General features: G+C 63.5%; 11 protein-coding genes and 2 pseudogenes. 7 read left to right on the forward strand and 6 right to left on the reverse strand.

Translation table 11 applies throughout. The annotated features are described in order from the left end of the window. Positions 1-269: 269 nt before the first annotated feature. From HUI96_RS03550 to HUI96_RS03560, 3 genes are all read right to left on the reverse strand, one after another. The gene (locus HUI96_RS03550) at positions 270-3,431 is read right to left on the reverse strand and encodes an efflux RND transporter permease subunit (RefSeq protein ID WP_188253272.1); all 3,162 of its coding nucleotides are present in this window, start codon (positions 3,429-3,431) and stop codon (positions 270-272) included. Positions 3,432-3,457: 26 nt separating this feature from the next. After that, positions 3,458-4,597 carry an efflux RND transporter periplasmic adaptor subunit gene (locus tag HUI96_RS03555; protein WP_188253273.1) on the reverse strand — a complete coding sequence of 380 codons (1,140 nt, stop codon included), beginning with the start codon at positions 4,595-4,597 and terminating at the stop codon, positions 3,458-3,460. A 394-nt stretch (positions 4,598-4,991) separates the two neighbouring features. Beyond that, complete coding sequence (locus HUI96_RS03560; protein ID WP_188253274.1) at positions 4,992-5,786, reverse strand: 3-hydroxybutyrate dehydrogenase; 795 nt, start codon at positions 5,784-5,786, stop codon at positions 4,992-4,994. Between the two features lie 212 nt (positions 5,787-5,998). Here HUI96_RS03560 and HUI96_RS03565 point away from each other — a divergent pair, with 212 nt between their 5' ends. After that, positions 5,999-7,645 carry an MFS transporter gene (locus tag HUI96_RS03565; protein WP_237683970.1) on the forward strand — a complete coding sequence of 549 codons (1,647 nt, stop codon included), beginning with the start codon at positions 5,999-6,001 and terminating at the stop codon, positions 7,643-7,645. A 109-nt stretch (positions 7,646-7,754) separates the two neighbouring features. Here the strand turns inward: HUI96_RS03565 and HUI96_RS03570 are convergent, their stop codons facing one another. Further along, entirely contained in the window at positions 7,755-8,630 is an 876-nt protein-coding gene (locus HUI96_RS03570) for a DMT family transporter (protein ID WP_188253276.1), read from the reverse strand. Positions 8,631-8,838: 208 nt separating this feature from the next. Here HUI96_RS03570 and gcvA point away from each other — a divergent pair, with 208 nt between their 5' ends. Both gcvA and HUI96_RS03580 read left to right on the forward strand, forming a co-directional pair. Beyond that, positions 8,839-9,750: a transcriptional regulator GcvA gene (gcvA, locus tag HUI96_RS03575; RefSeq protein WP_188253277.1), complete on the forward strand. Its 912-nt coding sequence runs from the start codon at positions 8,839-8,841 to the stop codon at positions 9,748-9,750. A gap of 222 nt (positions 9,751-9,972) precedes the next feature. Further along, a complete protein-coding gene (locus HUI96_RS03580) occupies positions 9,973-12,297 on the forward strand; it encodes a response regulator (RefSeq protein ID WP_188253278.1) in 2,325 nt (774 codons plus the stop codon). Positions 12,298-12,346: 49 nt separating this feature from the next. On the opposite strand, the gene HUI96_RS03585 is transcribed toward HUI96_RS03580, so the two are convergent. Together HUI96_RS03585 and HUI96_RS03590 are read right to left on the reverse strand one after the other, a co-directional pair. Then, on the reverse strand, positions 12,347-12,949 hold the full coding sequence (locus HUI96_RS03585; protein ID WP_188253279.1) for an MgtC/SapB family protein: 603 nt from the start codon (positions 12,947-12,949) through the stop codon (positions 12,347-12,349). Positions 12,950-13,138: 189 nt separating this feature from the next. Continuing rightward, complete coding sequence (locus HUI96_RS03590) at positions 13,139-13,957, reverse strand: lytic murein transglycosylase (RefSeq protein ID WP_188253280.1); 819 nt, start codon at positions 13,955-13,957, stop codon at positions 13,139-13,141. Between the two features lie 571 nt (positions 13,958-14,528). On the opposite strand from HUI96_RS03590, the gene HUI96_RS03595 reads away from it, so the two are divergent. The 4 genes and pseudogenes from HUI96_RS03595 to HUI96_RS03605 all read left to right on the forward strand — a co-directional run bounded on the left by HUI96_RS03595 (position 14,529) and on the right by HUI96_RS03605 (position 18,856). Then, positions 14,529-15,185, forward strand: coding sequence for a DUF1236 domain-containing protein (locus HUI96_RS03595; protein ID WP_188253281.1), 657 nt, complete (start codon positions 14,529-14,531; stop codon positions 15,183-15,185). A gap of 229 nt (positions 15,186-15,414) precedes the next feature. After that, positions 15,415-16,126: pseudogene (locus HUI96_RS30225) on the forward strand (DNA translocase FtsK 4TM domain-containing protein); the annotation flags it as partial. 68 nt (positions 16,127-16,194) lie between these two features. After that, positions 16,195-18,072: pseudogene (locus HUI96_RS03600) on the forward strand (DNA translocase FtsK); the annotation flags it as partial. Between the two features lie 121 nt (positions 18,073-18,193). Next, entirely contained in the window at positions 18,194-18,856 is a 663-nt protein-coding gene (locus tag HUI96_RS03605; RefSeq protein WP_188253283.1) for an outer-membrane lipoprotein carrier protein LolA, read from the forward strand. Positions 18,857-18,920 lie beyond the last annotated feature (64 nt).

The following is an 18,920-nucleotide window of genomic DNA, read 5'->3' on the forward strand; positions in this document are numbered from 1 at the left end:
TGCCCTCTCATCTACAAAGCTAACGAGGGACAATGCACGAGACGGCGACTGGTTCCGGAAGGCCTGCCGGCTGCGGCGTATCCCTCCCCCTTGAGGGGAGGGTGCCGAGCGAAGCGAGGCGGGAGAGGTGGCTTCGGCCGTACTCGATCCGATCTGACGATTATGGTGATGAGAAGAGGTTGCGGCCGGCCGCAACGACCCTTCCCGGCGCGCTTCGCTGCCACCCTCCCCTCGAGGGGGAGGTATGGGTCGAAGCCGGTCGCCTCCCGCTATTCCGCCGCCTTCGGGTAATCGAGCGGTCCGACCAACGGCGCGGGCATCTCCGCTGCCTTCGACTCCGCCTTCTTGCCGCGCCGGAAAATGCGGCGGAAGAAGCCGTAGAGGCGGCTGTCCTTGTTGCGCGTGAAGACCATCAGCATCGATGGCGTCACCACAAGAGTCAGCACGGTCGCGAAGGACAGGCCGAAGACGATCGCCGAGGAGAGCGCGATCCACCACTGTGTCGACGGCGCGTTGATCGTCGTCTCCTGGTGGAAGATCTCGAGGCCCAGTCCGAAGGCGATCGGCAGCACGCCGAGGATCGCCGAGGCCGCGGTCAGCACCACCGGACGAGCGCGCTCGCGGCAGGTCTGCAGCACGGCTTCCTTCTTCTCCCAGCCTTCTTCGCGCAGCCGGTCGTAAGTGTCGATCAGCACGATGTTGTTGTTCACCACCACGCCGGCCAGCGCGATCATGCCGATGCCGGACATCACGATGACGAAGGCCTGGCCAGTCGCCAGCATGCCGAGCAGCGCGCCGACGGTTGCCATGACCACGCAGGAGAGCACGATCAGCACGCTCGTGAACTTGTTGAACTGCGCCAAGAGCACGATGAAGATCAGGAAGATCGCAGCCCCGAACGCCTTGGACAGGAAGGCTCCGGCCTCGGCGCTGTCCTCGTTCGATCCGGCCAGCTTCCAGTCGATCCCTGGAAGTTCCATGCCGGACACGGCCTTGGTCACCTCGGCCTGCACCGACGCGACCTGGTGCCCTGACGCGACATTGCCCTGGACCGTGATGGTACGTTTGCCGTCGATGCGGTTGAGAATACCGACCGTACGTTCCGCATTGCGCGACACGAAGTTAGAGATCGGGACGGAACCTTGAGCGGTCTCCACGCGCAGATTGTCGAGCGCCGCAAGGGTGCGGCGGTCCTCCGGCAAGCGCAGGCGGATGTCGACGGCATCATCCGCGCCGGCCGGACGGTAGTCGGTCAGTTTCAGGCCTGTGGTGACCAACTGGACGACGGTGCCAACCGAGACGGGGCTCACCCCGTATTGCGCAGCCTTCGAGCGATCCACCTTCAGCGCCCAGTCGATGCCGGGCGGCGGCAGGCCGTCCGTGATGTCGATCACACCCGGTACGTTGGCGACGAGAGCTGCAACTTCGCGCGCCTTGTCGTTCAGGTTCGTCGGATCGGTCGCCGAAAGCTGTACCTGGATCGGCTTGCCGGTGGGCGGCCCGGCGTCCGGCACACGCACTTCCACATCGACGCCGGGAATGCCGGCCATGGCGACGCGAAGCTCGTCGAGGATGGTGTGTGCGGACTTACGCTCGCGCCAGTCGACGAACTCGTACTGGATGACGCCGACCACGTCCTCCGGTATCTCGTTGCCGCCGCGGCTCTTGCCGACGCGGGTGTAGACGGACTTGATCCCCGGCCAGCCGAGCAGCCGGCTCTCCGCCTGGCGCGTGGCGAGGTCCATCTCCTCGAGCGAGAGATTGCCGCGGGCATGCACATAGAGCAGGCCGTAGTCCGGCTCCACCGACGGGAAGAATTCGACGCCTGCGCCGTATTTGACGTAGGAGTAGAAGCCGCCGGCCAGCAGCGCCATGGTCAGCATCATGGCGGTGATCGGGTAGGCGACGGCCTTCTTGACGACAGCCATGTAGAGGCCGTCGCGATGCTGCTCCTCCTCATGGATCGACGGCTTTGCGAAGATCGCTCCGATGCTGGGCGCGAAGATCAGGGCATAGGCCATGGATGCCGCCAGCGTCACGATCAGCGTGATCGGCAGGTACTTCATGAAGTCGCCGATGATGCCGGGCCAGAACAGCAGCGGCGAGAAGGCGGCAATGCGCGTCATGGTGGCGGCGATGACCGGTCCCGCCATCCGCTTGGCGGCGAGTTCGAAGGCCTGCGCCTTCGGCATGCCTTCCGACATCCGCCGTTCGGCGAATTCCGTCACGATGATCGCGTCGTCGACCAGCATGCCGACCGCCAGGATCAGGCTGAACAGCACGATCATGTTGATGGTGTAGCCCATCAGCGCCAGCAGCAGGATGCCCATCAGGAAGGAGGAGGGGATGGCGAGTCCGATCAGCAGCGAGGCCCGGCCCGACAGCGCGTAGAGGATGACGATGAAGACCAGGATGACGGCGATCAGGACGTGGTTCTGCAGGTCGCTCAGCAACTGGTTGACGAAGACCGACTTGTCCTGGGTGTAGGTGACTTCCATGCCTTGCGGCGCGGACTTGACGAATTCGTCGGCGACCTTCTTGGCGCCCTCGATCGTCTCCACGATGTTGGCGCCGATGCGCTTCTTCACCTCGATCGCGATGGCGGGCTTGCCGTCGAGCCGCGTGATCGTCTCGGCGTCCTTGAAGGTCGAGCGGACCGTCGCCAGGTCGCGCACCCGCACCACGGCGTTCTCGTTGGCGACCACCGGCAGGTTGGCGACGTCCTCGGGCGTCTCGATCAGCGCCGGCACTTTGATGGCGTATTTGCCCTCGCTGCCCTCGATCGCGCCCGCGGCCACGAGGCTGTTGGACGCTCCGACACCGTGCATGACCTGTTCGAGCCGCAGGCCATACGAGGTCAGCTTCACCGGATCGATGATCGCCTCGACGAGTTCGTCGCGGGAACCCTGGATCGTGCCCTCGAGAACCCCGGGCACCTCTTCGATCCGGTCGCGCAGCTGCTTGGCGGCGGCGGTCAGCGTACGCTCAGGCACGTCGCCCGAGAGCGTCACGACAAGCACCGGGAATTCGGACAGGTTCACCTCGTTTACGGTCGGCTCCTCGACGCCGGCAGGCAGGTCGCGCTTGGCGTCCTGCACCTTGTTGCGCGTGTCGATGAGCGCGTCGCCGAGATCGGTCGACGGGTCGAACTCGACCAGCACGTAGCCGCCGCCCTCATAGGCCGCGGACCGCATCTCCTTCAGGCCCTTGAGGCTCTTCAGCTGCGTCTCGACCGGACGCAGCAGCAGCCGCTCGGAATCCTCCGGCGAGATGCCCTGGTAGACCAGGCTGACATACATGATAGGGATGGCGACATCCGGCTCCGCCTCCTTGGGCACGGATTGGTACGCCACTGCTCCGGCGATGATCAGGAAGACCAGGACCGAGAGCGTCAGCCGCGCATTGCGGACCGCCAGCCTGACGATATCCATCTGTCCCCGCTTTCCTACTCTCTACTCTAAAGTGCGCTCTCGGCGACTTCGCCCGACAGCTTGCGGACCGTCTCGGCGTCGGCTTCATCCGCCTTCACGGTGTCGCCCTCCTTGACCATGTCCTGTCCGGCGACGATGACGCGCGCATCGGCCGGAATACCGGCGAGGACGAGGCCAGTCGGCGTGTCGTCGACGATGTCGATGGGGAAGAAGACGACCTTCTCGTTCGCGTCGACGGCACGGATGCCGATATCGCCAGCATTGCTCAGCGTGACCACCGAACGCGGCAGCACGACGGCATCCGTCGGATCGGAGCGCAGCGTGATCTCGGCCGTCATGCCGGCCGGAAGCTTCTTGTCGGCGTTGGGGATCGCGACCTCGATGCGGAAAGTGCGGGTGGCCGGAGCGGCGTCGCTGCTGATGTAGCGCAGTTCGCCCTTCACCTCGGTGCCGTCGACGAGCCGGATGTCGGCCTTGCTGCCAACGCGGACAGAGCCCAGGTCGCGCTCGCTCACTTCGCCGATGGCCAGCAGCGGATCGAGATTGATGAGGGTTGCGATTTCGGTCCCGGCCATGACGGCGCTGCCGCGCTCTACCGGAACGCGATCGATGACGCCGTTGAACGGAGCATAAAGCTCGTTGCGCGCGAGTTCGGCCTTGGCGCTTTCGAGTTGGGCCTTGGCCGAGGCCAGTGCGGCGCGCGTCTGATCGACCTGGAGCTTGGGCGTGTTCCCGGACTTGGCCAGCCGTTCGGCGGCATCGGCTTCGCCCTGGCGCTGCTTCACCATGCTCTCCGCCATCGTGACGGCTGCGATCTTGTCCTCGGCCTGAAGCCGCACGATCAGATCGCCCTTCTTCACATGCTGGCCCTGCTTGATCGGAAGATCTTCTATGATGCCCATGACCCGTGTCGCCAGTACGGCGCGCTTGTCGGCATCGGTTCGGCCGGAAATACGGATGGCGCGCGCATGCTCGGTGCGCGGCGGCTTGATCACCGCGACGGTACGCGGCGGCGCGACAGGCTTGTTCGCCGCTTCGGTGGCCTTCTTGGCTTCCGCTTCCGGCGCCGCGCTGCCGACCGACGAGAACTCGCCCGTGCCCATCCATGCTCCGAAACCAATGAGCACGAGGACAGCCGCCAGCTTGTGAAACCTGAACTTCGACATGATCGCTTTTTCCGTATGCCCGAACGGCCCCCCGTAGTCGCGCATGCATTCTAGATGGGTGCGCGTGGCCGCACATTCACTCCCGGCTCTCGGACCGCCGGGAAGGCGCGGGGACACCTAGCGCAAATGCTTCTCATTCAAAAGTGAGAATTTTTTATCAACCAATCAGCTTTGTGACGTCCGCATCCTCTTCTTTCAGGACCGCGGGGCGCCCAATCCCCATCTCTTGCTGCAAAATGCGGCATTGTCAGGAGCAGTCAGCAATCTTGCGCGGTTCAGCAGATTTGCTGGTTCGATCTCTACTTCGCCGCCCAGTTGCCCTCCGACAATACTGCGGTACGAAGCGAGAGATCACTGCGCCGCCATTATGCCTCCTCTACCTGCATCGTCACGCTCATTGCGCGGTCCAGCCGCCGTCCACTGATACATGGGTGCCGTTCATCTGGGATGCGGCCTCCGAGCACAGGAACGACACTGCGGCGGCGACCTGCTCGACCGTCACGAACTGCTTGGTCGGCTGGCGGTCGAGCATCACCTCGCGGATAACGGTCTCCCGGTCCATGCCGTGCGCCTTCATCTGGTCCGGGATCTGCGCCTCGACCAGCGGCGTCAGCACATAACCCGGGCAGACCGCATTGCAGGTGATGCCGTCCTGGGCGAGTTCGAGCGCGATCGTCTTGGTCAGGCCCATGATGCCATGCTTGGCCGCGACATAGGCCGACTTGTAGGCCGAGGCGACGAGGCCGTGGGCCGAGGCGATGTTGACGATACGCCCGCGTCCCGTCTGCTTCATGAAGGGGATCGCAGCCGCCGAGGTGTGGAATGCGGACGAGAGATTGATCGCGATGATCTGGTTCCACTTGGCGATCGGGAACTCCTCGACCGGCGCCACATACTGCACTCCGGCATTGTTCACGAGGATGTCGACCGATCCGAAGGCCGCCGCGGCCGACGCCACCAGGGAGCGGCATTGTTCCGGGTCCGACATGTCGGCCTGGACGTAGATCGCCTTGACGCCATGCTCGGCCGAGAGAGACTCGGCTGTCGCACGATCCTCCGGCGTGTCACTGAAGGAGTTGACCACGACATTGCATCCCTCAGCGGCGAGTTGGCGGGCGATGCCAAGCCCGATGCCCGAGGTTGAACCGGTGATGATCGCCGTTCTGGGAGAAAGTTGGCGGGCTGACATGGGACATCTCCTTGCGGAAAGGCTTTATTGCAACGCAGAAAGATTTTTGCAACGCAGCATAAGTTGGTGTTGCTATTCTTGCCGGTCATCTCCGCCGCGGCTAAGCCATCGCAACAAAAATCACCGGGCCAGCGAACATTCGCGGGAGGCTGGCGGTTCTAATCTCTTGGCAAAGGGGTATCAGGAGAGCACCAAGCGCTATGCGGATACCTATGAACGGAGAGCCGCAGGTGAATGATCGCATACGGCCATTGGCGCCGATGAGCCATCCCGTGTTCCGCATGGTTTGGTTCGCAAGCCTCGCCTCCAATCTGGGGGGCTTGATCCAGTCCGTCGGCGCTGCATGGCTGATGACGTCCATAGCGACCTCCGCCGACATGGTGGCCCTCGTGCAGGCCTCCGTGTCTCTGCCGATCATGCTGTTTTCACTCGCTGCGGGCGCCATTGCCGACAATTTCGAGCGCCGCAAGGTGATGATCGCTGCGCAGATCTTCCTTCTCGGGGTCTCGGTACTGCTCGCGATCATCACTTATCTCGGTCTGATAACGCCCTGGGTGCTACTCCTGTTCACCTTCCTGATCGGCTGCGGGACCGCGCTCTACAACCCGTCCTGGCAGGCATCCGTCGGAGAGATGGTGCCGCGCACGGTGCTGCCGGCCGCGGTGGCGCTCAACAGCGTCAACTTCAACCTGAGCCGCAGCGTCGGTCCGGCGATCGGCGGCATCATAGTGGCCAGCCTCGGTGCAGCGGCTTCGTTCGCCGTGAACGCGGTGAGCTACCTCCCTCTTCTCTTCGCAATATCGCGCTGGAAGCCGCCTGTTCAGCAGCGCACGCTGCCACCGGAACGGATGTTCGAAGCAATGACCACCGGGCTGCGCTACGTCGCGATGTCGCCCCACATCGAGAAGGTGCTGCTGCGCGGCTTCGTGTTCGGCTTCACGGCCATCATCGTGCTCGCCCTGCTGCCGCTCGTCTCGCGCGACCAACTGCATGGCGGACCTTTGCTCTACGGCTTGATGCTGGGCTGCTTCGGCATCGGCGCGATCGCAGGAGCGTTCCTCAGCGGCAAGGCGCGCGAGACGATGTCGAACGAGTCGGTAGCGCGCCTTGCCTTCATCGGCTTTGCCATATGCGCGACCTTCGTGGCGCTCAGTCCGAATGCATGGTTGGCAGGTCTCGGCATTTCAATAGGAGGCGTCTGCTGGGTGCTGGCGCTGGCGATGTTCAACGTCACCGTCCAACTGTCGACGCCCCGCTGGGTCCTCGGCAGGGCGCTGGCGCTCTACCAGACCGCGACGTTCGGTGGCATGGCATTGGGAAGTTGGGTCTGGGGCCTTGCCGCGGAGGAGTACGGCGTGCCGACAGCGCTGTTGATCGCCGCCCTTGTCATGCTCGGCGGCGCGGCGATTGGACTGCGGTTCGGATTGCCCCGGAAGACGCCCGACAATCTGGACCCACTTGGCCGCTGGCGTGTGCCCGACATCGAACTCGACCTGCGCGGCCAAAGCGGGCCGGTGGCCGTGCTCGTCGAATACCTCATTGAGGAGAAGGATACGCGTGCATTCCTGGAAGCAATGAAGGAGCGCAAGCGGATTCGGCGTAGAGATGGCGCCCGGCAATGGGAGCTGCTGCGCGACACCCAGAAGCCGGACCGCTGGGTTGAGTCCTACCGCGTGCCCACATGGAACGATTATGTCCGGCTCAATCAGCGCAGAACCCAGGCGGATGCCGGGGTCGACGACCGTATTCTTTCGCTTCATAGCGGCGGCGAGAGGCCGAGAGTGCTGCGGATGGTCATTCGCCCGACCGAATGGACCGAACCGGGCTTGCAGACGAAGACTCCGGTCGATCTCGGCTAGGGTCTTTGACGTCGGCTTACGACCCCTGAGCGGTCATCGGTCTGCGCTGATCCTCACGTAGATCGTGAAGAATGATCGATCGGCAAGGGTGCAAAAGCTGACTTATCGACTACTCGTGCGGCACCGCCTGCTCGGGGGCAGGCCGCTTGTTGGCAACCGCCAAAGCGAGGCCGCCTAAGATCAGGACGACCCCAACCGCGAACATCAGGCCAAGCTGATCGCCAAAGAGAACCGATGCGGCGGCAATCCCGAAAACCGGTTGAAGATATTGGACGCTCGCCGCAACCCGGGCCGGGACAGCCCGCAAAAGATAGAGCCACAACAGCAGGCCCGCGACTGTCACCATGCTACCGAGATAGATGATAGCCCATACCGCCTGCGCTGTGATCTGCATGGGCTCGTGCCCCATCTCCCAACCGGCCAAGGGCAGAATCGCGACAAGGCCGGCCAAGGCGTTCCATGCGGCCACCGGCAAGGTGCCGTACTTCTCCGTAAGTTCCGCGCTCCAGATGTAGTAGAATGCGATGGCAACGGCCGAGACGAGCATCCAAGCCACGCCGGCGACGGTGGTCTTGGACATGTCGTCAACGCCCGATCCGCTTCCTACGGCCACCAGTGCAATGCCGACAAAGGCTGCGAACAGACCGATCCACTGTCGCCCTGTCACAGACTGCTTGAGGCGGATCGCCGCGAAGATCACTATGAAAATGGGGATCGTCGCGGAAATGATCGTACCGGCCGAGGCCGATGTGCCCTGCACGCCGAACGATTGCGCGACATTTCCCAGGGTAATACCCATCACGCCGAGCGCAACAATGCTGGGCACCGCTTGCCACGGCACCCGAAGCCGACCTGCCGCCAGGACCAGGAACAAAGGAACCGCCACCAGGAAGCGCAAGGCGGTGAGCGTCAATGGAGGGATCGTTTCGAGGCCCAACTTCGTGATCGGGATCGAAAGCCCCCACATGATTGCGAGCAACAGCATTGCGCCGAGGCTCCTCGTAGAGAAGGCCCGGGCAGGCCCAGCGATGGGGGAGCCTACCGCGAGGTTGGCGGCATTCTGCGTCATGGCGGCTTCGTCCAAGGAGATTGGCGGGTGCGTGCGTCCGTGTCATGTCTACAGGGCGTAGAACGGTGCCGACAAACCATTTATCATCACAGAATACGTGAGCTCCTGTCACACATAAAGTCACATGCCCGAGGAACTTCCTCCCCTGCAGACCCTCCGCGCCTTCGAGGCGACCGGGAGAAGGCTGAGCATGACGCTGGCAGCGGAGGAACTGCATCTGACCCACGGCGCAGTGAGCCGCCAGATCAAGACGCTCGAGGATCACCTGGGGGTTCAGCTCTTTCGCCGCATGACCCGCAGGATAGAACTGACCGACGCGGGCATCTCGTTCTTCGGTGCAGTCACTCGCCTGCTCTCCGAACTCGCACGCGAGGCGGAAAACGTTCGCCGCAAGAACGACGACACGCGCCTTGTCGTTAGCTCGGGCGTCTCCTTCGCAAGCAAATGGCTGACATCACGACTGCACAGGTTGATGGTGCGATACCCGGATTTCGAGGTCCATCTCGAAGTGACCGACGCTCAGGTGGATTTCGCGGCAGGTCACGTCGATGTTGCTCTGCGCTATGGCACCGGCCAGTATCCCGCTGCGACGGCCGAGCGCATCATGAACGAAACGGTCTCTCCAGTCTGTGCGCCGGACTATCGCGACCGCATGGGCGGGCTTCGATCTCCCAGCGAATTGCCCAAGTGTCAATTCATCCACGAAATCGGCATGAACACGACATGGGAACGGTGGTTCTCGATGATGGAATTGCCTTATCCAAGGACGCGAGGCCCCGGCTACAGTCTTGGAAGCATGTCCATTGAGGCCGCGATCCGGGGTGAAGGCGTGGCGCTTGGGCGGAGCGTGCTGGTCGCCGAAGACCTCGCGGCGGGCCGGCTTGTGGCACTATTCCCGCAAGCCAAGCTGGAAGTGGAATGGGGATACGATCTTGTTTATCGGACAGGCAATCACGATCACCCGAAGGTTCGCGCCTTCAGAAATTGGATCGCTGAGGAAGTCCGGGAATTCATGGCCGCCAACTTTTTACGTTGACATTTGAGGTGACTGCCAGTGCTTCTCTCACCGTCAAGCTGAGACGTTGCCCGATTTCGGATAATTGAGGGAAAGCGCGAGACGTCGGGAAATGCACCTATCCCGTGCATCATTCGTCTGGGAGTCGGTCACTCAGCGCCAGATTGCCGCCGGGGAACGATTTTTTAAGTCGAATTGGGCGTAATTCAATTCCGGAGAGTTTTAGTCATTCCGGAGTGCCGCGTGCCCACCTACTCGACGTTCATCCGCTCGATCCGGGTGCGTTATCTTTCCGGACTCGTCCTGTTCGCCCTGAGCACAGCGGCGATCGTGTTCATGCTCAACAATCTGAACGAGTTCCGTCGCAGCGTCGATCGCATCGGGCTCGATCTCGCCACACTGGCACGGGACCTGAATGGCGCCTCGGCCTTTGCCACGAGCGCGACCAAGGCGTGGAGCAACGAGACCCGCGCCGAACTGAGGACCGCGGCTGCCGGGCATGCTTCGAGGCTGGCGACGCAGATCGATGCGCTGACCAGCGAGCTTGCGGATTTGAGAGCATCCCTGTCGGAATCCGCGGTCCGGGAGCTCGACACAGCCTCGATCAATGGCGATCTGTTCTGGTCGTCGCGTGACGTGGTGCGCAATCTTGGTCTGATCGCCGGCGCCGAGAAGCTGGACACCTGGAGTTCTCGCGAAATCAACAATCAGAATTCGCTGTTCGCTCAGCCCCTGCTGATGCGCGCCCGCGCAGCGCTGGATATTGAGCGCGCGGAGGCGGCGCAGCGCGCCGACGTGGTGCTCCTGCTCTCCGCTGCGCTCGCGGTGGTCGTCATCACCGTGGTCGGGTTCTGGATCTTCCGTCCGATGGAGAACGCGATCCGCAATGCCTTTGCCGAATCCGAGCGGCTGCTCACGCTTGCCGAAGCAGCCGACCGCGCCAAATCCGAGTTCCTGGCCAATATGAGCCACGAGATCAGGACCCCGATGAACGGCGTCCTCGGCATGGCGGAACTGCTCGCCAAGACGGATCTCACGCCGCGCCAGAAGACCTTTACGGACGTGATCGTCAAATCCGGCAATGCGCTGATCACAATCATCAACGACATCTTGGACTTCTCCAAGATCAACGCCGGCCAGTTGACGCTCAATCCGGCGCCGTTCACGCTCAGCGAGACGGTGGAGGACGTCGCCACGCTGGTCTCGGCCCGCGTCGCCGAGAAGAACCTCGAGCTGATCGTCCGCGTCGATCCGCGATTGCCCAGCCAGGTCGTCGGGGATGCAGGCCGGTTCCGACAGATCATCACGAACCTCGTCGGCAACGCGGTGAAGTTCACCGAGCGAGGGCACGTGCTGGTCGATCTGAGCGGCGAGGTGCGGGAGGGGAAGGCCCACCTGAAGCTGCGCGTCGAGGACACCGGCATCGGCATTCCCGCCGAGAAGCTTCGCACGGTGTTCGAGCAGTTCGCGCAGGTGGATGGCTCATCGACGCGCCGCCATGAGGGAACGGGCCTCGGCCTTGCGATCGCCTCGCGGCTGATCGACCTGATGGGCGGCCAGATCGGAGTGGAAAGCGAAGTCGGCCGGGGCTCGGTGTTTTGGTTCACGGTGTCGCTACCCGTGCATGAGGGCGGTCAGGAGCGCGAAGCTGTTCCGGCGGAGGTTACCGGCGCGCGCGTGCTGGTCATCGACGACAATCCGGTGAACCGCGAGATCCTGCTGGAGCAGTTGCGTGGCTGGAGTTTCGATTGTGCGGCAGCCGAAAGCGGGGCTGTCGGCCTGGCGTTCCTGGACCGCGCCATGAAGCTTGGCGCCACGGTCGATTGCGTTATCCTCGACTACCAGATGCCTGGCATGAGCGGCGGCGACGTGGCGCGGGCGATCAATGCGGATGCGCGGCTTGCGAGCATCCCGGTCGTGCTTCTGACCTCGGTGGATCAGGTCGACTACGCGCGGCTGGTCGTGGAATACGGGATCGCTGCGCATCTCACCAAGCCGGCCCGCGCCGCGCAGCTCTTCGCCACGCTGGTTTCGGTGATCCAGAAGGCCCGCACGCGAGCAGCGCCTGGAGAGTTCGTGCGCGAGAGTGCGCCTGCCTGGAGCGAGCCGGCTCTCAGCCTGCCGACGCCCGCACCCACGTCGGCGGCCGAACCCAAATCGACCACATCGAACACCTCCATCGACATCCTTGTGGCCGAGGACAACGAGGTGAACCAACTCGTGTTCGGCCAAATCCTTAACGGGCTAAATCTTTCCTACCGCATCGCCGGTAACGGCCGCACTGCGGTGGAGATGTACCGCACCCTCAATCCCAAGCTGATCCTGATGGACGTCTCCATGCCTGAGATGAACGGATATCAGGCCTGCCGCGCCATACGCGAATTCGAGGCAGCTTCGGGCTCCCGCATTCCGATCATCGGCGTCACCGCACATGCCCTCAAGGGTGACCGCGAGAAATGCCTCGATGCAGGCATGGACGACTATCTGTCGAAACCCGTCTCCCCCGATCGGTTGGCGGGCAAAATCTCTGCGTGGATGGGCGAGGAGACGCTCGCGAAGACCGCTTGAACATCTGAGGCGGCGACGAAGACCGCCGCTTCTGCGCTGTTATCCCTCTCTAATCCCTGCGCGCGTCGTGCGGTTCCACATGGGTGGAGTCGGCGGGCTTGTTCGACACTGCGCGCTCTGCGCCAGCTTTCCCGTCCTTGGATTCCCGTGGGAACCTGTGAACTTGACTCAGCCCAAGCGCCGATTCGATGGTCTGCATCAGGCCGAGTACCAGTAGGGCGAGAAAAGTCGCAAGCAGCGAGATCTGCCACAACCCCAGACCTGTCGCGACTCCGATAGCACCCGCCAGCCACATACCGGCGCCGGTTGTCAGCCCATGCACCTCGCCGCGCGTGAAGATGACCACGCCGGCTGCAAGGAAGGCGACACCGGCGGTAACGGCTTCCACGATGCGGAGCGGATCTACTCGCACATAATCCTTCGGGACGGCCGTGGTGAAGATCGGAGAATGAACGATCTCGATCGCAAGGATGGTGAAGGTGGCCGCTGCGAGGCAAACGAGGATGTGGGTCCGCAGTCCCGCCGGCCGGCGTCGCCACTCGCGTTCGAAGCCTATGGCCGCGCCAAGCACGACGGCGAGAAGCAGGCGTGCGACGATGACGGGAAATTCCGTGTAGGTTCTCGTGCTGAACTCGGCAGCGAACGCTTCCATCGGGCCCTCATGATGGCTGCCCGGAAACGCCGGAAAGCCGGAGGAGTTCCGTCTTTCCATTCGCTCGCAATCAAGGATACCAGCGCTCGATCAGGTGCGGTTTCATGCGCCTGAAATACAAACGGCAGAGGGTTCGCCTCTGCCGTTTGTTCGTTTTGGGCGGCTGGAAAGCCGTGCTTGAAATCGGACTCATCCGTCGATTTCAGCGCCGATGATCGCGATCGCTTGCTGGTAGACCGTGGCCGAATTCCAGCCTTGAATTGCAGCGTAGTTGGGCTCGCCCGGCTGATAGCCTGCGCCAGGTGTCCAGCCGTGACCGCGGAGGAAATTCGCGGTCGAGGCCAGCGCGTCGGCCCTGGAGCCGATCAAGTCGATGCTGCCGTTGCCGTCGCCGTCCACGCCATATTTCAGGACGTTGACCGGCAGAAACTGCGTCTGGCCGACCTCGCCATGGGCGGCGCCGATGGCTCCGGAATGCAGCGAGCCGTTGTGGACGAGCTTGAGGGCGGCATGCAACTGGTTGGTGAAATACTCCGACCGGCGGCAGTCATAGGCGAGCGTGGCGACCGCCGAGAGGATGTTGGAATTTCCCATGTAGCTGCCGAAGCCGGTCTCCATGCCCCAGATGGCGATCAGCGGACCTGCCGGGACGCCAAAGCGCTGCTCGATGCGGGCAAAAAGCGCTGCATTAGACTTCTTCAGGCTCTTGCCCTTGGAGGCGATCGTCTTGGCGCCGCGCTTGGCCATGAACTGCTCCAGCGACAGCTTGAAGCTCTTCTGGTTGCGATCGGCATGGATCGTCTTTGTGGCGTAGGAGGTGGCCTGCAGCGCCGACAAGGCCTTGCCTCCGACGCCGCGGGCGGCGGCTTCCTGCACGAACGCCTGCTTCCAGGCCTCGAACCCCGCGCCGGTGTTGCCGCAACTGGCGGCTTGAGCGCCAAAGGCGGAAAGGCCGAGTGCAGCAGAGGCGGTGATCGCAAATGCTAGTGCCTTGGCAGTCAATGCCATCCTGTTCTCCTGGTTGCCTGTCTCGGTCGTGGCGGATTGGAATAGGGGTGCCGACGTACGGTGTAACGCTGCGCCGCCTGCCAGTTTCGGCGAAATTCCCTACGATCAAGTATATTTTGTGGCAAGGGACAGCTTGGCTTGGAATATGTCGATCCGACACGATCGGCGTCGCCTAAAGACGCTGGTCAAGGATAGGCGACGCCGACCAGTCGGAGCCATTGGTCGGTAATCACACGTCGACGGAGCTGTTGCCGGGCGGTAGACGGAAAACAAAGCCTCATTGCGGCCCTTCGAGGATCTTCTCGAATGGAGGCTGCTGACATATGCGACTTCAAGGCGTTAGATCGCTAGGTGGGGCCTCCCGACCTCTTTCCTTCGTCATCCCACCGAAGGCCGCAGAACACTGCAGCTCATACAGCCCTCCTGGCCGAAGAGAGGGCGCCAAATGCCATTCCTCGACGTGAGCCTAGTAACAAATCGTTATCATCAGGCCGGCGTGAATCGGAACCAGCCGATGTTCTCCACGTTGCTTGGCCGGGACGATCATAAGAATTCGCACGGAGAGATAGACATGAAGAATATCACGATTCCAGTCGCTTTGGCTGCGACGCTTGCGCTCGGCGGTACCGCTCTTGCCCAGACTGCCGTTCAGGCCACCACCGACCTCAACGTTCGTGCCGGTCCTGGGTCCCAGTATCCTGTCGTCGGCGTGCTCGCTGCCGGCCAGGCGACCACTCTGAAGGGCTGCCTTGCCAATGGCAAATGGTGCTCGGTCGGCGAGGGCTGGGTCTATTCGCAGTACCTCGCAGGCGACTTCGGCGGCGGCCAGAAGGTCGTGGTGAGCCAGCGTCCGGCCAGCGCCAATATCGCGGTCGTGGAGGCGCCTGACAGCGGTTCGGCCGGTGCTGTGGCCGGCGGCACGACGGGTGCGATTGCCGGTGCCATCGCCGGCGGTCCGGTGGGCGCGCTTGTCGGCGGCGTTGCCGGCGCGACGATCGGCGGCACCATGGGCGAGGCGGTCGAGCCGCCTGCGCAGGTCCGCCAGTATGTCACGAGCAACCGCCTCGACCCGGTCTACCTCGACGGTGAGGTCGTCGTAGGCGCTACGATCCCGTCGAGCGTGCAGGTCCGCGAGATTCCGGACTACAACTATCGCTATGTGAACGTGAACGGCCAGGAAGTGCTGGTCGAGCCGGACTCGCGCCGCATCGTGCACATCGTTCGCTAGGCCGGACGACACGATGTTGCAATTGGAGCGCCGGGCCGTCGGGCTCGGCGCTTTCGTTTGAGGGAGGAAGGTACAGCTCTCCGAATGAACCAGGTCGGAAGGGCGGAAATCAGACTCTCGCTGGGGCAGCGGCATGGTTAAAGCACCTTTAACCCTGTCCTTCTAGTCTCACGCCAACTGCGGGCGCGTCCGCCGCGCCTTACGCAAGGCTAGAGACGAAGGACTTCCGATGCGTTCTGGGGCTGCTGCGCCGCTCGCGCTTTCCGAATCAGAAACCGGATTCGCGCTGTTTCTGCGTCGTCAGATCGGCCGACTGATCGGCGTCTGCGTGTTTGGTGCGGTGGCGTTCGGGCTGGCGAGCCTCGGCACCTGGAACGTCGCTGATCCGAGCCTCAGTCATGCCACCGACAACCCCGTAACCAATGCGATGGGTTTTCCGGGCGCGGCCTTTGCCGATCTGGCGATGCAGTTCTACGGCCTTTCCGCTGTGGCGGTCCTCGCCCCGGCCGTGATCTGGGGCATTCTGTTCCTGTCGGCACGCCGCATAGACAGGAAGGTGCGCCGCGCCGTCGCCTGGTTCGGCGCGTCGCTACTCACCGCCGGCATCGCGGGATGCGTGACCCCGCCCGAAACTTGGCCTCTGCCTTCAGGCCTCGGGGGCGTTTTCGGCGACATGATGCTGAAGATTCCGGCTTTGGTCATTGGCGGCTATCCTAAGGGAACCGTGGCATGGGGCATCGCGGCCGCGCTCGCCGTTCCGGCGTTGGGACTCGCCGCCTTCGGTTCCGGCCTGCTGTTCCGGCGCGAGTTGGTGGCCGAGGAAAGCCGGCCGAGCCGCGACGCCCTGGACGATGACATTTTCGAGGACGAGGAAGAGGCCGAAGGCATTCTGGCGCTCGGCGTGCTGGCACATTGGTGGCTTTCCGCCCGCGCCCTGGTGCGCCGCAAACTGGGTGGCATCCGCATCGCACGGGAAGACGAATACGACCTGCCAGCGCCGTCGCGCGGCTGGCGGGAGGCGGCGGAGCGCGTCGAAACCGCTGAAAGGGCGGAGGCACGGGTCAGTTCGGCGGGCCGCGCGAGAGTCGAACCGGAGTTCTTCGCGGCGATGGTGGCCGAGCGTGCTCCCGCAATGCAGCCCGAGTTGGAGGACGACGATCTCGACCTGGACGATGTAGAGCCGCTCGTTCCCGCTTCCAAGCGCGGGCCGACCGAAGTCCGCCACTACCGCTCGTTGCCGTCGGGAGCGCCGGTCGCGCCTACCATGTCGAAGCGCGTGGAAGAGCCGGCGCCTCGCCCCGTGCCTTCAGCCCGCTCTGGACGCGTTCCGCCGTCGCACGACGGCGACCACGATTTCGAAATGCCGGCACTGCACTTCCTTGCCGAACCCAAGACCATCGGCCGCGATCCCAGCCTGTCGAAGGACGCGCTTGAGCAGAACGCGCGCATGCTGGAAGGCGTGCTGGAAGACTTTGGCGTGAAGGGCGAAATCATCCATGTGCGCCCCGGCCCGGTCGTCACCCTCTACGAGCTCGAGCCGGCTCCCGGCATCAAATCTTCGCGCGTCATCGGCCTTGCCGACGACATAGCCCGCTCGATGAGCGCGATCGCCTGCCGTGTCGCCGTCGTGCCGGGCCGCAATGCGATCGGCATCGAACTGCCGAACCCGAAGCGCGAAACCGTCTATCTTCGCGAGATCCTCGCCAGCCAGGACTTCGAGCAGACCAAGGCGAAGCTGGCGCTGGCGCTCGGCAAGACGATCAATGGCGAGGCGGTGGTGGTCGACATCGCCAAGATGCCGCACGTGCTGGTCGCCGGCACCACCGGCTCGGGCAAGTCCGTCGCCATCAACACCATGATCCTGTCGCTGCTCTACCGCATGACCCCGCAGGAATGCCGGCTGATCATGATCGACCCCAAGATGCTGGAACTGTCGGTCTATGACGGCATCCCGCACCTACTCACGCCGGTCGTTACGGATCCGAAGAAGGCGGTCGTGGCGCTCAAATGGACGGTCCGCGAAATGGAGGACCGCTACCGCAAGATGTCGAAGGTCGGCGTGCGCAACATCGACGGCTTCAACGCCCGCGTCATGCAGGCCGAGAAGAAGGGCGAGCGCATCACCCGCACCGTGCAGACCGGCTTCGACCGCGAGACCGGCGAGGCGATCTACGAGACCGAGGAGATGGACCTCGCGCCGCTGCCCTACATCGTCGTCATCATCGACGAGATGGCCGACCTGATGATGGTGGCCGGCAAGGACATCGAAGGCGCGGTGCAGCGCCTGGCGCAGATGGCCCGCGCCGCCGGCATCCACGTGATCATGGCAACGCAGCGCCCGTCGGTGGACGTGATCACCGGCACGATCAAGGCCAACTTCCCGACCCGCATTTCCTTCCAGGTCACGTCGAAGATCGACAGCCGCACCATCCTGGGTGAGCAGGGCGCCGAGCAACTGCTCGGCATGGGCGACATGCTCTACATGGCCGGCGGCGGCCGCATCCAGCGCGTCCACGGGCCGTTCGTCTCCGACGACGAGGTCGAAAAGGTCGTCAACCACCTCAAGCTGCAGGGCGTGCCGGAATATCTCGACGCCATCACCGAGGACGAGGATGGCGAGGACGAGGGCGACGGCCCCCGCGGCGGCGGTTCCTCCGGTTCCGGCGGCGGCAATTTCGAGGATTCCGAGGATCCGTACGACCAGGCGGTGGCAGTGGTGCTGCGCGACGGCAAGGCCTCGACCAGCTACATCCAGCGTCGGCTCGGCATCGGCTACAACCGGGCGGCGTCCATCATCGAACGCATGGAGAAGGAAGGCATCGTCGGCCCCGCCAACCATGCGGGCAAGCGCGAGATCCTGGTGCCAACCGAGGAGGACAATATGTGAGGGGAGGGCGGCGATCGGGTACGCCCAGCCCCTGTGACATTGCCGCACTTGCAAGCGCCAAACTAACGCCCAACTAGCCCATTAACCGGCATTCCAAGGCAACAAGATCTGGAAAACGACGATGACCAACAGGGCCTCGAACGGGTTCACGATGACGCGGCGGCGGTTCGCCAGCATTGCGGTCGCGGCGACTTTGGCGCTGACGGGCGCTGCACCGTCGATCGCGGCCCCGGGCTCAATGGAGACCGCCCAGAAGATCGCGAACCATTTCGCGTCGATCCGCACCATGTCCGGCGAGTTCGTGCAGTTCGACGCGCGCGGGCGCCAGACGGGCGGCAAGTTCTACATCCAGCGCCCCGGCAAGATCCGCTTCAATTATGACGGCAAGTCGGGCTTCCGCGTCATCTCCGACGGGGATTCGGTGATCCTCGAGAACCAGCGGATGAAGACGATGGATCTTTACCCGCTGTCGAAGACCCCGCTGAAGCTTTTGCTTGCCGAGCGCATCGACCTCTCCGGCAATCGCGTTCGCAGCGTCAAGGAGGAGGCCGACCAGACGGTGATCCAACTCGTCGACAAGTCGGCGTTCGGCGATGCCCAGATCACCATGGTCTTCGATCCGTCGACCTACGAACTGAGGCAGTGGACGATCAGGGACGCGCAGGGCAAGGACACCACCGTGATGGTGTTCAATGTCCAGAAGGACGTCGCGCTCGACCAGAGCCTGTTCAAGATCGACTACAAGAAGAACATCGAGCTCAACAAGAAGAACCGCAATCGGTAGGCGGGGGTGGCCGAGAGGGCGTCGCTGCGGGAGAGAGCGCCCGTTCAGGCCAGGTCCGGGCCGG

This window comes from Pseudaminobacter soli (ex Zhang et al. 2022) (genome assembly GCF_014595955.1).
In the GTDB taxonomy this organism is placed as follows: Bacteria; Pseudomonadota; Alphaproteobacteria; order Rhizobiales; family Rhizobiaceae; genus Kumtagia; species Kumtagia pseudosoli.

Bases quoted from the DNA above. Each gene is read 5' to 3' on its own strand.
- HUI96_RS03550 (WP_188253272.1), bottom strand. From the start codon at position 3,431: ATGGATATCGTCAGGCTGGCGGTCCGCAATGCGCGGCTGACGCTCTCG.
- HUI96_RS03555 (WP_188253273.1), bottom strand. From the start codon at position 4,597: ATGTCGAAGTTCAGGTTTCACAAGCTGGCGGCTGTCCTCGTGCTCATT.
- HUI96_RS03560 (WP_188253274.1), bottom strand. From the start codon at position 5,786: ATGTCAGCCCGCCAACTTTCTCCCAGAACGGCGATCATCACCGGTTCA.
- HUI96_RS03565 (WP_237683970.1), top strand. From the start codon at position 5,999: ATGAACGGAGAGCCGCAGGTGAATGATCGCATACGGCCATTGGCGCCG.
- HUI96_RS03570 (WP_188253276.1), bottom strand. From the start codon at position 8,630: ATGCTGTTGCTCGCAATCATGTGGGGGCTTTCGATCCCGATCACGAAG.
- gcvA (WP_188253277.1), top strand. From the start codon at position 8,839: ATGCCCGAGGAACTTCCTCCCCTGCAGACCCTCCGCGCCTTCGAGGCG.
- HUI96_RS03585 (WP_188253279.1), bottom strand. From the start codon at position 12,949: ATGGAAGCGTTCGCTGCCGAGTTCAGCACGAGAACCTACACGGAATTT.
- HUI96_RS03590 (WP_188253280.1), bottom strand. From the start codon at position 13,957: ATGGCATTGACTGCCAAGGCACTAGCATTTGCGATCACCGCCTCTGCT.
- HUI96_RS03595 (WP_188253281.1), top strand. From the start codon at position 14,529: ATGAAGAATATCACGATTCCAGTCGCTTTGGCTGCGACGCTTGCGCTC.
- HUI96_RS03605 (WP_188253283.1), top strand. From the start codon at position 18,194: ATGACCAACAGGGCCTCGAACGGGTTCACGATGACGCGGCGGCGGTTC.